This is a genomic window from Pseudarthrobacter sp. NIBRBAC000502772, assembly GCF_006517235.1.
GTDB lineage: Bacteria > Actinomycetota > Actinomycetes > Actinomycetales > Micrococcaceae > Arthrobacter.
The window spans coordinates 2621927-2635361 of sequence record NZ_CP041188.1 but is presented as its reverse complement, the minus strand read 5'-3'; the positions used below and the strand labels follow the sequence as shown (position 1 = coordinate 2635361).

The window sequence follows — 13435 nt, the reverse complement described above, 5'->3', positions numbered from 1 at the left end:
GTCAGGTTTTTGAGATGTTCCGGGGAGAGACCGCATCCTCAGCGCGGGAAGGTGCCGCTGCCAGGACTGCATCGGCGATTTCTGTCGCGCGGCGTGCCTGGGCGAAGGTGACTGCAGGGGTTCCACCCGTGCAAAACTTCAGCGCCGCCTCTGCTTGGCGAAGGAAGAGGTCGGAGGGGTCAAAGGTCTTTACGTACTGGCCGCCGTCACGCTCCCACACGTGAAGGGAGTCGTTGGACCATAACATCCGGCCCTCAGTGGCCAGGACGTCGATGGTGAGGCTCCAGTCGCCCTGATTGAGTCCTTGAGGCTCCTGCCAGGGAGACCAGTAGCTCTGCATGGTGAATATGACGCCATCAGGAAATTCGAGGGTGGAGACGACGTGCTCCGGCACCTGCGACCCATAGAGGCTGCTGCTGGCGCTGCTGGCCAGTACTTTTGGGTCGCCGTCGAACCATGATGAGACTAATTCGATGGCGTGAATGCCATTCACTACAGCGACGCCGCCCTCCTTCGGGTCAGCGCGCCATGAGTGGACGTTCTGTTTATGGGCGACGGAACGAACAGAAACGGCGATCACGTTCTTGCTCCTGATCCATTGAGAGACCAGTGCCGCGGCGGGATGTTGGTGGAGCGTATACCCGACCATGAGCCGCTCGTTCACGCCGGAAGCGGCAGCCAGGACGGCAGCACCCTGGGCATCTGCGGCCACCGGCTTTTCAGTCAACACTCGGAATCCCCTATTCAGCAGATCTGCGCATATGGCCGGTTGCATGGTGGTGGGCAATGCTACGACTACCAAGTCCAGATGTTCGGGGTGGAGTTCCGCGGTTGTGGGCACCAGCTGTGCGCCGAGCTCCTGAGCGAGGGCGACGCCGCGCTCGTTCATCTCCACAAGGATGGTGACATTGGCACCTGCCGCGGCGAATGCCCGCGCATGCCGTGATCCGGCCCAGCCGGCCGCTCCCACGACGGCGATGCGCGGGGCATGTGCCGTCGCCGTCATGATGTCGGGCCGCCAAAGATGCTGCCGGGGACGAAGCAGGTGACCATAAAGTCTCTCCCTTGAGATCGGTTACGTTCTTTTAGTGTCAGTGAGATCGATTGCTGAGATCGGTTGCAATAAACCTAGGGTCCCAAGAAGGGTCTGTCAAGGATCTACGTGGTTCGGGTTTCGGGGGCCAGGCGTTCTCGGTTGTCGGCGCAGGTCATTTTGGTTTTATGATTTTGCTGCAGTCGGGCTATGCATCAGTTTCTTGCTTCGTTGGCGCCTGGGTGTGCCACCCGGAAGGCGTCTTCGAGCAGGCGTGGCTTGTTGACCATCACGGCTCCTACCGAAAGCACCGCGAGCCAGGCTCCGAGCATGCCAAACGAGGGCAGCCAGCCGTCCCCTGGATGATGCAGGAGCCCAAAAAGGAACGGGCCAACGCTCGCGAGGGCGTAGCCGACTCCCTGGGCGAACCCGGATAGGATCCCCGAGCCGGATTGTGTTCGTGTTCGCTTATTGATCATCGTGAACGCGAAGGAGTACACGCCTTGGCCAAGTCCAGCTATGACGACCCAGGCCACTGCAGAGGCTGGTGGAGCAAAGATGATGCCTCCGTAACCGATGGCGAATGCGAGGACAAACAGGATTGCGACGGGTAGCGGCCGAGGCATTCTCACCACAACCAGAGGCACAATCAGGGCGACAGGCACGGCGAGGATTGAATAGAGCGCCAACATGGATCCAGCGGTTTCCTGACTCATTCCTCTGTCGACAAGAACAGCCGGAAGCCAACTGAGCGCCGCAAAAGTATTGCTCGAGCAACCAGCGAAGATCAGTGCTGCACCCCAGCCAATTGATGATCGCCAGGGTTTGATCGCGTTCGCAGGAGGAGACGGCCCATCGTGGGCTGGTGGTGTCTTGGAGCGGGCAACACTCCGCTGGCCTGCAAGAAGAATCAGCCAAGGCATCGCAGCGACCGCGCTGACGGCCGCCCAAATGCCGATGGAGAACCGCCAGCCATAAAGATTGCCCAGGGGTATGGCAGATTGGGCGGCAACAGCCGTGCCGGCGCCCAACAGAGTTATGTGGAGCGTTGCGAGGATCCCGGTTTTGTCGGGAAAGTACTTCATCAGCAGAGGCGGAATCACCACATTGACCACCCCGATCCCGAGCATGGCGATCCAGGTGAACACCAAGAATGCCAGGATGTTCCATCCCAGTGCGCGCCCGACCTGACCAAGTGTTGTCAGCAGGATCGAGGCCAGTAGCAGGTGTTCCAGCTGGATACGCCGGAGGAGCGGCGGAGCCAGGAAGCCCATCACTGCGAAGCCGGCGGTCGGCAGCATCCCAAGAATCCCTGTCGTCACCGCATCGAGGGGAAGGTCCTCGCTTATTGGCCCAAGGAGCGGGGACACCGCCGAAACCGCTTCCCTGGCGCTGAACGCAACCAGCAGGACGCCGGCAAGCGCGGTGAGCCGGCCCCGTAACGGCTGTCTCCCCGCTCCCCCGATGTATGGTCTGCCCTGACGCAGGCGAAATGGAGCTATGTTTGCACCTCCGTATTTTCAGCAGGTTTGTTCAAGCCACGGTTCACAGTGCCCGCATCAAGGACTGGACGTGCAGTGGAGAATGGGCGAGCTCGTTTGGTTGTTAGCTTCCGTTTACTGCGTGGCTGGCCCATTCCCGACCGGCTTGCTCTTCTGTCGGCAAACCGGCGGCAGCGAGAATCCGATCAAGCAAGCGTTGGGTATGGACAGCTTCCCGGCCTGAGGTAAGCGGCTGCGCCCTGTCAGCAACCCGGTCCAGGAAATGATGAACGGCGGCCGAAAATCCCAGAGTGTCTGTCGCAGTAGCCCAGCCATAGGCCTCGGCGCTAAGTTCCCGCGATGTGGTGACACCCTTGACAGTGGTCGAAACCGTCTCCGGTGCCCTGACTTCGACGGTCTTTCCGTCCCCATAGGCGTCCAGTTTTTCGTTCCATGCACCCGCCGTACGGGCTGCCATCAGGACGCCTGTGTTCCCGGTACTGAAGCGGATAGTCGCTGCGACGCCGTCTTCTTCCCAAGGGTCGTCACCGGCGGCGTGCGCGGCCACGTCCACCGGCTCGCCGCCGCAGTACCAGCGGAGGAGATCAACCATGTGAATGGCGTTCTCGAATGTCGCACGGTATTCCGATCCGGGGCGGTTTTTCTGGGCGACGCAGAAGGTGGCGCCCTTGGCGCCAAAGACTTCCCGACCGGCGGTATAGACGGGCGCATAGCGGCGGTTGAAGTCGACCATCAGGATGCGACCTCTCTCATCGGCGAGGTCCGCCAGACGTTCTGCCTCCTCGGTTGCCGGAGCCAGGGGCTTTTCGCAAAATACGTCGACGTCGCGGTCCAGGCACAGTTGGACGGCGTGGGCGTGCTCGGAGCGTGGCGTCAGGACGAAAACTGCATCCAGCTCCTGGGAGGCCAGCATGTCCTCCACCGTTTTGTAGGCGGCGTTGAAGCCCCAGCGCCGGACCAGGCTGCCCGGGTCCTCACGCCGGGACACCAACGCGGCCAACTCGACATCATGGCGTTGGACGAGGGTGGGCAGTTGGGCAATGGTGGCGATATTTCCCGCGCCGACAACTCCGACGCGCAGACGGGTGGTGGTGTTCATCAGGCGTTCCTCACTTCAGCGAGACCGGAAAGCATTGAGCGCAGGACGGCGGCGGACTCGCGGAATCCATCCGCGGGCGCGGGGAGGTCTTGCGGGTGCCAACGGTACTCGAGTTCGATGCTCAGCACGTCGTCGTAGCCATGCCGCAGCAACCCCGCGAGGATTTGAGACCATGGAACGACGCCGCTTCCGACGACGCGGGATCGGACGGCCCGCTCGGAAGCGTTGACCCGGGCCGTTTCAGTTGCGCGGAAAGCCGCGTTAGGATCCGTGAAGACGAGGTCCTTCACGTGAACGTGACCGATCAGGTCACCTTGAACAGCGAGGGCCTGTTCGAACGTCTCGTCGTGGGTGAATGTCAGGTTCGCCTGGTCATAGAGAACGCGGACGGCCGGATGGGCAATTTCCCGGACTAGGGCAGCGGTGTCTGCGGCGGTCTGGGTCATGGTGCCGAAGTGGTTTTCCACGCAAAGGCGAACCCCGGCCTGGTCTGCTTCGGGCGCGAGGGCCTCCAATGCTTCACGCAGTTTTACCCAACGCGCCGCGTGGTCGTTGTCCCCAGGGTGCCACGAACCAGCATAGACACGGACCCGGTCAGCGCCGAGCAGGTGCGCGGTCTCTATGGCGCCACGGAATTCATCGACTGCTGTGCGCCATTCCGCATCGACCAGTGAGTTGATGGCCGTTGTGTAAGGCGTCAGACCCACGATGGGTACCCCCGCGCTTTCGGCCGCTTTGAGAGCCTCCGTGGCGGCCCGCCGGTCACCTAGCGGCAATCCTGATTTGTAGTCATTCTGGTAGATGACTTCGGCGGCATCGAGCCCTGCGGCTCGGAAAAGATCAAGTGCTTGGGGAACCGTGTGGTCCGGGGTGCCCAGTGTGTGACCGGCTAACCGCATTGTTTATGTCCTTTCTGAAATGTTTGGAGGTGATGCCCAGTCCGTGGGACCGACCAGCCGGGGCGGGGCTGCGACGCGGGATCGATCCACGATTTCCATCAGCAATCCCCAAGGCGTGATGAAGTAGGTCCAGCGATTGCCGGCTACTCGGGGGCTGTCACCGGCGACTTCTTTGCGCTCACCGAGCACGCGTACTCCAGGTGTTGCCTGCAGCACTGCGATCGCTTCGTCGACGTCGTCCACGACGAAGCACAGGTGGTGGCCGCCGGCGTCGCAGTGCCGCGGCGGGGTATCACGCCGCTCAGCGCTGCTCCATTCGAAAAGCTCGATGTTCAGGTTTGGTGGCAGGCGCAACATTGCGAGCGTGAGCTTGGCATCTGCCGGGACTTCGAAGTTTGTGGGCATGAATTTTTCGTCGGGCCCGCGTTCGGAGCGGTAGAGCTCCTCAGCTCCGAGGACTTCGACGAAGAAGCGGATGCCTTCCTCCAGGTTTGGCACTGTCAGGCCGACGTGGTCTGTGTGCTGGAGCCCTGGCAGACGCCGGAGCGTTGACTCCTGTCCCCTGGTCATTTGCGTGGTCCAGAGGTGGAACCGCGGACCAGAAGCTGAGGTTCGAGGACGATGTGGTCCACGGAGCCGTCAATGTTCTGCTTCTCAGCCAGTTCGATGGCGATGTGTCCCATGTCGGCGATCGGCTGGCGAACCGTGGTCAGAGGAGGGTTGAACCGGGCGCCGAGAGCGAGACCGTCGAAGCCGATGACCGACACGTCCTCCGGTACCCGTACACCACGTTGGCCGAGTGCCGAGATGACCGCAAAGGCCACCATGTCGTTGGCCGCGATGATTGCCGTTGGAGGATTGTCCATCTCGAGGTAATGTTCTGCCCCGCGCGTGCCCGCATCCAGATCCGACCCGCTGTCCAGCACGACAGGTGCGCTGCCGCTCTCGGCGGACAGCTCCAGATAAGCGTCCATCCGGTCCTGGGCGGTGTGCGTTCCGGCGATGCCGGATACGTAGCCGATCGAGGTGTGCCCCAGAGAGTGCAGGTGCTCAAGGGCGATCATGATTCCGCGGCGGCTGTCGACGGTGACCGTTGGGACGGCATCGTCCCCTTCAACCCGGTCGATCACCACGACCTTGTGGCCGAAGTCGAAGCGTTTCATGGCCTCGGTGTCGACTTTCGTGGAGGGCGCGACGATGCCGAAGGGGGCATACATGGCCTGCATGGCGGTGAAGTATCCGTCGGTTTTGGCCGGGTCCCCGTTGGTGACGCAGAGCAGCAGCTGGTATCCGCGCTCGTCAGCTGCCTGCGTCATCGTCTTGGCAAGTTCTGCAAAGAAGGGGTTGGTGATGTCAGGAACGATCAGCGGGATGAATGTGCTGGTCTTGGTCCGAAGAGCCTGGGCGAGTGGACTCATCGTGTAGCCGAGCCCTTCGGCAACTTTGAGGATGTGTTCACGCGTTTCCCTTTTCACGGCTTCCGGCCGGGAGAATGCCCGGGAAACGGTGGACCGGTGGACACCGGCAGCCTTCGCGACGACGTCGATACTCAGATCAGGCATGTTCTCTTCCTCCGTGCTGGTCGTCATAGGCCTGCCAAATCGGGCGCATAACGTCTTCGAGCTGGGCCAGCGTCGGCAGACCCCGGAATCCATCATCCAGCGTCCGGGCGACGCTCCGCACAAACGGATCGTAAAGAGGGTCGCTATCCACATTGATCTTGTCGACCTCCGTGCTGCCATCCAATGCCGTGAACGTAGCTGTACCGTCCGAATCAACTGAGGCGAATCCTGCCTCACCGACCGAGGTGAAGCTGCAGTAGCGCTTAAGCGGCGAGCCAGGGAATGCATAGCCAACTTCCACTATGGCTTCGCGTCCCTCCGGCGTCGTGATGATGAGGGTGGCATGATCCTCGACAGCCTGGCTGTGAAGAAACGATGAGAGCCGGGAGTCCACATGTGCTGCAGTCTCGCCGCTGCCCCTGAGGAACAGCTCAACAAAATGTGGACCCAGGTTCGCCAGACACCCCCCGCCCGCCTTGACCGGGTCGAGCATCCAGGGATTGGCATTATCGAGATACCGGGATGGTGGACCAGCAATAAATGAGGTTCGCTGGTAAGCGGGCCGTCCTGCCTTGGCAAGCCACTGATCTGTGGGTCCGCCGCGCTGGACCAGGGGGACAGTGACAGGCACGCCAGCAGCCTCGGCGGCCTGACGTACGGCAGAAAGCTCGTCAAGGGAAGTGCCCAATGGCTTTTCCACGACGAACGGAATACTGCGCTCGATCAAGGCGAAACACTTTTCAGCCATACCCTCATGGGGACCAAAGACATATGCAAGTCCGACATCAGGGAGATCAACCAGCTTCTGCCAGTCGGCTTCAACCGGCGCCCCCCAGCCTTCGGCCAGGTCCTGCACCTGCACGCGGGATACATCCTCGTCACTGACTCCGATCACCTCGTGCACTTCGGCAATGGCCGGCGCGCAGAGCGGAACATGCCAATGGGAAGCACCAAGAATGATTGTGCGTACGTAAGTCAACCGCAATACCTCCTTGCATGAGATCGGTTGCTGAGATCGGTTGCAATAACACTATGGATGGTGGGAGAGTTTGTCAACGGAACTAAACACCAACAAGGGGTCGGGTCGCTCAAGAAGTAAGAGATACCCGGCCAGAGAGAGGCCAACATGCACAAGAAACTCCGCACCCTGCAAACCATCCACGAGTCAGGGGCCGTCCTCATCGTGCGGCTGGAGAACGCGGAGGTTGCCGAGCGCGTTGCGGAAGCTGCTATCGAAGGAGGTTTCCGGGCACTCGAGATCACGCTTTCAATTCCAGGCGCTGTCGACGTGATCCGTCGGCTCGCGGCCAAACACGGCTCCACCGGAGTGGCAATCGGTGCCGGAACAGTGCTGGACGAGCACTCAGCGTATGAATGCATTCGGGCCGGCGCTCAGTTCCTCGTCAGTCCTCAGCTGAACCCCGCGATGATCCGTACCGCAAACCGGTACCAGGTGCCGACAATCAGCGGCGCCTATACACCAACCGAGCTCCTTGAGTCCGCCGAAGCAGGCGCCGACATCATCAAGCTCTTCCCGACAGAGGCCGGCGGAGTCTCCTACGCGAAGTCCGTGCTGGCTCCGCTGGCGCATCTGCCGATCATGCCGGCTGGCGGCGTAACCGTAGAGAACGTGGGCGAATGGTTCGCGGCAGGCGTGGCCGGCGTCGGCGTGGGCAGCTACGTGACGAAAGCATGGCAACCCGATGGCGACTTCTCCCGCGTCACCGAGGCCGCCAAGGAGTTCCTGTCAGCTGTAGCAGAGGCCCGCCAATGACCGCCCCCAAAGTCTTCATTGTCATCGGTCCTGCCGGCTCAGGGAAAACAACGATTGCCCAGCAAACAGCACAAGAGCACGGGGCTGCGTACCTGGACAAGGACCGGGTCAGTGGCCGCTTCGTCGAATTCGCGCTGACCGCTACCGGGCATGATCCCAGCGACCGCGAGTCCAACGACTACTATCGCCGAAATTTGCTGCCCCTCGAGTACCAGACTCTGATGGACGTGGCGGGGATAAACCTGCGTCTCGGCCGGTCAGTGGTCCTTGACGCTCCCTTTGGAGCCTATTTCGGAGACCCAGACTATCTGAGACGCATGGCAGAGAAATTCCAATGGCCGTCGCCGGCGATCACCGTAATACGGGTCCGGGTACCTCAAGACCTTCTACGTACGCGGCTCACCCGCCGCGGACTGGAGCGAGACCAGTGGAAACTTGCCCACTGGGATGACTACTGGTCGGTATACGGCAGCCTGGAGTGCGCCTGGTCAGGAGTGCATTTCCAGGACTTCAACAATGAGGCGCCCCTTCCGGTCGATTGACGTGAACCCCGTCAGGCGATTAGGCACTGAGTCGGAGGCCTGTCTTCGATATCCGCGCCGCGAGCCCACGAGACGTTGACAAGGATCACTTTTCATCCGTATCGTTGCTTGCAACCGATCTCAGCAACCGATCTCATTTATGAAATATGGGGAGCCTGGATCAGCTTCTGCCCCGCTGCAAGCTGCTCTGGCTGTTGGTCTTGGCGGTCGATTGTCCGTCGAGCCGAGTTACAGCCGGACGATTTCCCGCATACCCCCATCAGGTGTCCGGGAAATCAGGTATCCGGGAAATCGTCCAATACCCGTCCGCAACAAACGTGAAAATATGGAGAGTTCAATGAAGACCTCGCAAGATGCCCTCCGCAGCCCGGACCCTTCCGATCATCCCAAAGCGCCCGGCCGCAGCCGCCACAACATCGTTGCAGGCACGATCGGCCACTTCGTGGAGTGGTACGACTGGTACATTTACGGGCTCCTGGCAGCGGTGTTCTCATCACAAATATTTCCAAGTGATTCCCCGTTCGCCTCCTTGATCGCGGCACTGCTCGCCTACGCCGTCGGGTTTGTTGTACGCCCGCTCAGCGGCATCATCATCTCTCCACTGGCCGACCGTTTCGGCCGAAGGCTCATCCTGACGCTGTCCGTCTCCGGCATGGCGCTCGGCTCGCTCATCATCGGCCTCACGCCGTCGTTTGCGACCATCGGCTACGCTGCGCCCGTTCTCTTTCTGGTCGCACGCATCATCCAGGGCATCTCGGCCGGTAGCGAGGGACAGAGCGCCATCGCGTTCATGGTTGAGCACGCTCCAGCGAACCGGAGGGGCCTGTTCGGTTCCTTCACCAACATGGCGAGCGGCCTTGCGACCCTCGTAGCGACTGGCGCCGCGGCACTGGTGACATCATCCTATTCACCCGCCGACCTCGCCGCCTGGGGCTGGCGCATCCCATTCGTCGTGGGTGGCATCCTCGGCATCGTCGGCCTTATCTTGAGGGCCCGGGCAGAGGAGACCCCTGAGTTTGAGGCAGAGTCCCTCGTGGATCACAAGTCCGCCGCGGCCCGCCTGATGGAACTCCTTCGCGAACACCCGAAGGCGCTGCTGCAGGCAGCAGCGCTCTCTGCCCCGGCCGTGGCCTACTACACCTGGGCCACCTTCCTTCCCACCTACGCCAAGCTCACCACCGGCCGGGACCTGTCCTCCACTCTGGCCGGGAGTGTTATCGGACTGGCCTTGCTCGTAATCATCGTTCCGACCTGCGCCGCGCTCTCTGATCGACTCGGCCGACGCAAAATCTTCCCCATCATCGGCGCCATCGGCATGATCGTTCTCTTCTACCCCATGCTCCTGCTGCTGAACCAGCCGGGCTTCTGGGTATACGTCCTGGTATCGGCGTCCGGGTGGGTTGTTCTCGGTATCTGGCAGTCGGTCTATCCAACCATCCAGGCCGAACTGTTCCCAGCTTCGGTACGGGTATCGGGCATCGGCTTCGCACACCAAATCGTGATTGCCGTCTTCGGTGGCACCGCGCCGCTGATCGCCGCTGCGTTCGTCGGCGCCGGACAGCCAATGCTCGTCGCGGTCTACATGATCGCCATTGTCGCCCTCAGCCTCATCGTCTACTTCACCCTCCCGGAGACCGGCAGCCGCGCCGCCCGAGCCACCGTAGCTCCCGCCGACCCCGAGGTACTCGAAGGCGAACGCCTGCTCCTGAGCACTCCGCAGGCCGCAGACGAGGCTGTGCGATCCCGGTAGGCACACTAATTGCCAACTAGTCCGGCGGCCCGCCTGGGCAAGAAGGGGCGTGGCTGCGCGAGGTCTCGTCGAGCCGCCTTGCCCGCGCCGACGACCCCCAGAGCGCGATTGACAATGCGTTATGAATGAACGCTTCTTCTCCATAGGCGAAGAACTGAAAGGATACCTTCAAATGAACCAAATTATTATTAACACCTTTTCTTATTTATGGTCATCGACGGCAATTGATGCGATAGCTGAATTGGTCACCAACGGGTATAAAACGTTTGAAGTTCCCATCAGTTCACCCCATTGCTGGCCGGATGAAATGTCAGGTTCGGAGCGTTCAGCAAGCTATGCAAGGCTCAATGACTACGGCGCCAAAATCAGGTCGCTGAACGCGGGCGGCTATGACATCAACCTGGCCAGCCCCGGCGCCAATATGCGTCGCAAAAGCGTCGAGCACATCAAATCGGTGATTGACCTGGCCGCAGCCTGGGATGTCCCCGAGGTTGTCATCTCCCCTGGCACAAGACGCCCAATGATTTCACCTTCGCTGGAGCGGGTTTACGGGTGGATGTACGAGAGCCTGGAGAATCTCATCCCACTGGCTAAACAGGCCGGCACACGACTACTTTTCGAAAACACTCCCTATTGCTTCACTCCAACCATCCAGGACTTGGCAGGCGTCGTAAACACCATCAACGACGACGCAGTCAAGATTGTGTACGACGTCGCCAACGCTGCCTACATCGGAGAAGATCCCGTACAGAGCTTGCTCTCCCATCACGGATCAATTGGACTAGCGCATATTTCTGATACGGGCACGGAGACCTGGGGTCACGATCCGATCGGCACCGGAGTGATCGACTGGAAGGGACTGGGCAACGCCGTCAACGAAACGTGCGGAGTCAATAACGTTGTTCTTGAGATCATTCGCGAGGAGAACCCCGTGCAAGAATTCAAGAAAGCGATGCAGGACCTCAAAGATCAAGGCTGGGAACTGGCAAACTAGCCCCAAGTTTGAGATCGCGGCACGGTAGTCGAAGACCTACAGGAAAAATTGTAATAGTTCACATTGGGAATGGATCTGCACCACCCAACAACCTGGCAGGTCCTGATTCTATGAAATTTCGCAGCAGAAATTTCTTATGTGAACCGCTGATAAAGGAGTATGTGCGATGAGAGCTTTGGTAAGTGGCGGAAGCAGCGGCATAGGAGCATCTACCTGCGTGAGAATTGCAGAAGCGGCTCTGGCTCGTGGCGTCCACCCGATGATTGCAGTGGCAGGACACGATTCGAACGGCAACCAGGAGCAAGTCGTTCGTTCAATCCAGTCAATGGGCGGGACCGCTATCGCTTTGGCGGGCAACATCGGTGACCCAGAAGTGCCAGGTAAATTGGTAGAAGCAGCGGTAGCGGAGTTCGGTGGGTTGGACGCACTAGTAGCAAACGCGGGGATCGCAAACCCTGGCGCCATCTGCGACGTGTCCCTTAAAGACTGGGACGAGATGTTCGCCGTGAACCTTCGCGGCGCGTGGCTTCTTGCCAAAGCAAGCCACCCGCATTTGAGGCAGAGCCGCGGATCCGCCTGCTTCACCTCTTCCATGTCTGGTCAGATACCACACGCTGGATCAGGCGCTTACAGCCCCAGCAAGGCCGCGTTGACGATGCTGGCCCAAACACTCGCGCTGGAATGGGCACCCGAAGGAATTCGAGTCAACGTGGTCTCCCCAGGCATGACCCACACGCGGATGACCGAAAAAATGTACGCCGATCCCCAGATCAAGAAGGCAAGGGAAAACATCATCCCCTTGGCAAGAATTGGAGATCCAACGGACATTGCGAACGTGATCGAGTTTCTAATAGGCCCGCTATCGGGCTACGTCACGGGGCAAGACATCTGCGTCGATGGCGGCTTCACCAAATCCATTCTTAGCCATATCCCTGGTCGACCCAGCTCCAAATCCTGACACCCGGTCTGTAGCGGCACCCCCGGACAGTGACGTAGCCGTCGCCTCGTAACAAACGTCAGCCCCGCCACCGCGACACTCACCACCATGACGCCAGACGGAGGCAAATGCCTTGGCTCGACATGCCGGGAAGAGCACCATTGCGCTTGGCGGGGCGGTCCCGCTCGGCCGTTCCGCCGTCGGCTGGCTCGACGACGCCGGTGCCGGCGGAGTTGTCGAGCCATCGACGAAACTCGAGCCCAGTGCCACAAGCGCGGCGATCCAGACCGAGTTCGCGGCGAAGATACCCATGGGCAGATGGGCCAGCACGCTCTCTTTTGAGGTCGGCATTGATCTGTTCATGATGACGTGCTGACGGTGGGTTTTCAGCCGCTGTGGCGTCTAGACGATATGAAGTGAGGCGTTCAGTTCCCGCCCGTCCGGAGCGGCCCATTGTCGCCGGGCGGCCGCGCAGCGCCGGCCTGATATGACACGTATCCCTCGTGTCAGGGCGGCGCTGCGGGGGCCTGTGGCCCGGCGGAATTGGCCTTTGTCCGGACGGGCTGGGAAGGGTTCTGACGGTGAAGTGAAGGCCGGGGCCTTCTGTTTCACAGGGTCCGTGGGTTGCCATGGACGGTGCTCGTGGACTGTTGGCCCGTGGAGCGTTGCAATGGTAGTGCCACATGTGAGGTTTGGGAGGTCCCGGTTATGTTTGAGCACGGTTCAGTAAGGAAGTGGGCAGATCTCATGGCCACCGGCGGGCAGTTCCACTGGCCGCCTATGGGCAGTTTTTCATGGCCGCTAACACGTGCGGTCATGTCAACACGATGCGCGGCTCCCATGACGGTCCATGGCTACCTCGGCAAGCCTGCCCGGGGCACTCCCCATGACGTCAACTCCTCGCGGTCGCTGAGCAAGACACGGTCAAGGTCGTCGGACGCGGTGAGCCGGCGCACTTCCCGGTCGCCCAGAGCAATCCATGCTCCCGATGCCGCGCGCAGACGGCACGCCATACCTAAATGGTCCGAATGGTAGTGCGTGGCAACGATGCCCGTCAGATCGGTGAGACCGATGCCGGCATGCCGCAGACCGATTGTCAGATGATCCATACCGGCATCACTGTCCCAGCCTGGATCGACCAGAACCGCGTCACCGTCCCCCAAGAGCAAATAGCTCAGCGTTAGCGCATGGGATTGTCAGGGAACAGGACGGGGATGGACCACACGTCCTCCTTGATCCGCTCCACGGGCGGAAGAACCTTGTTCTGCCACGCTTCCTTTTGGGCGTGACCCGTCAGAGTAATCGAAGGCAGACTCATTGGTTCCTTCTTTCAACAGTCCGTC

General features: G+C 60.7%; 15 protein-coding genes. 6 read left to right on the top strand and 9 right to left on the bottom strand.

Annotated features, from left to right (window positions below):
• Position 1: 1 nt before the first annotated feature.
• From NIBR502772_RS12105 to NIBR502772_RS12075, 7 genes are all read right to left on the bottom strand, one after another.
• On the bottom strand, positions 2-1006 hold the full coding sequence (locus tag NIBR502772_RS12105) for a Gfo/Idh/MocA family protein (RefSeq protein ID WP_141140376.1): 1005 nt from the start codon (positions 1004-1006) through the stop codon (positions 2-4).
• Positions 1007-1248: 242 nt separating this feature from the next.
• Positions 1249-2439 (bottom strand): CynX/NimT family MFS transporter, encoded by a 1191-nt coding sequence (locus tag NIBR502772_RS12100; RefSeq protein WP_246848799.1) that lies wholly within the window; start codon positions 2437-2439, stop codon positions 1249-1251.
• Between the two features lie 199 nt (positions 2440-2638).
• Positions 2639-3634, bottom strand: coding sequence for a Gfo/Idh/MocA family protein (locus NIBR502772_RS12095; RefSeq protein WP_141140374.1), 996 nt, complete (start codon positions 3632-3634; stop codon positions 2639-2641).
• Entirely contained in the window at positions 3634-4533 is a 900-nt protein-coding gene (locus NIBR502772_RS12090) for a sugar phosphate isomerase/epimerase (protein ID WP_141140373.1), read from the bottom strand. The genes NIBR502772_RS12095 and NIBR502772_RS12090 overlap by 1 nt, the downstream gene beginning before the upstream one ends.
• A 3-nt stretch (positions 4534-4536) precedes the next feature.
• Positions 4537-5103 (bottom strand): VOC family protein, encoded by a 567-nt coding sequence (locus NIBR502772_RS12085; protein ID WP_141140372.1) that lies wholly within the window; start codon positions 5101-5103, stop codon positions 4537-4539.
• Positions 5100-6095, bottom strand: a complete 996-nt coding sequence (locus tag NIBR502772_RS12080) for a LacI family DNA-binding transcriptional regulator (RefSeq protein ID WP_141140371.1) — start codon at positions 6093-6095, stop codon at positions 5100-5102. Before NIBR502772_RS12080 ends, NIBR502772_RS12085 begins: the two co-directional genes overlap by 4 nt.
• On the bottom strand, positions 6088-7074 hold the full coding sequence (locus NIBR502772_RS12075) for a Gfo/Idh/MocA family protein (protein ID WP_141140370.1): 987 nt from the start codon (positions 7072-7074) through the stop codon (positions 6088-6090). The genes NIBR502772_RS12080 and NIBR502772_RS12075 overlap by 8 nt, the downstream gene beginning before the upstream one ends.
• Before the next feature lie 147 nt (positions 7075-7221).
• Here NIBR502772_RS12075 and NIBR502772_RS12070 point away from each other — a divergent pair, with 147 nt between their 5' ends.
• From NIBR502772_RS12070 to NIBR502772_RS12045, 6 genes are all read left to right on the top strand, one after another.
• The gene (locus tag NIBR502772_RS12070; RefSeq protein ID WP_141140369.1) at positions 7222-7869 is read left to right on the top strand and encodes a bifunctional 4-hydroxy-2-oxoglutarate aldolase/2-dehydro-3-deoxy-phosphogluconate aldolase; all 648 of its coding nucleotides are present in this window, start codon (positions 7222-7224) and stop codon (positions 7867-7869) included.
• Entirely contained in the window at positions 7866-8411 is a 546-nt protein-coding gene (locus NIBR502772_RS12065; protein WP_141140368.1) for an AAA family ATPase, read from the top strand. The genes NIBR502772_RS12070 and NIBR502772_RS12065 overlap by 4 nt, the downstream gene beginning before the upstream one ends.
• 337 nt (positions 8412-8748) lie before the next feature.
• Positions 8749-10161, top strand: coding sequence for an MFS transporter (locus tag NIBR502772_RS12060; protein WP_141140367.1), 1413 nt, complete (start codon positions 8749-8751; stop codon positions 10159-10161).
• Positions 10162-10333: 172 nt separating this feature from the next.
• Entirely contained in the window at positions 10334-11155 is an 822-nt protein-coding gene (locus NIBR502772_RS12055; protein ID WP_141140366.1) for a sugar phosphate isomerase/epimerase, read from the top strand.
• 217 nt (positions 11156-11372) lie between these two features.
• Positions 11373-12113: an SDR family NAD(P)-dependent oxidoreductase gene (locus NIBR502772_RS12050; protein ID WP_246848487.1), complete on the top strand. Its 741-nt coding sequence runs from the start codon at positions 11373-11375 to the stop codon at positions 12111-12113.
• A 112-nt stretch (positions 12114-12225) separates the two neighbouring features.
• Positions 12226-12468 (top strand): hypothetical protein, encoded by a 243-nt coding sequence (locus NIBR502772_RS12045; RefSeq protein ID WP_141140364.1) that lies wholly within the window; start codon positions 12226-12228, stop codon positions 12466-12468.
• Between the two features lie 478 nt (positions 12469-12946).
• Here NIBR502772_RS12045 and NIBR502772_RS12040 read toward each other — a convergent pair whose 3' ends face one another.
• Both NIBR502772_RS12040 and NIBR502772_RS22415 read right to left on the bottom strand, forming a co-directional pair.
• Positions 12947-13255, bottom strand: coding sequence for an MBL fold metallo-hydrolase (locus NIBR502772_RS12040; RefSeq protein WP_246848798.1), 309 nt, complete (start codon positions 13253-13255; stop codon positions 12947-12949).
• A 17-nt stretch (positions 13256-13272) separates the two neighbouring features.
• Entirely contained in the window at positions 13273-13410 is a 138-nt protein-coding gene (locus NIBR502772_RS22415; protein ID WP_168223534.1) for a hypothetical protein, read from the bottom strand.
• Positions 13411-13435 lie beyond the last annotated feature (25 nt).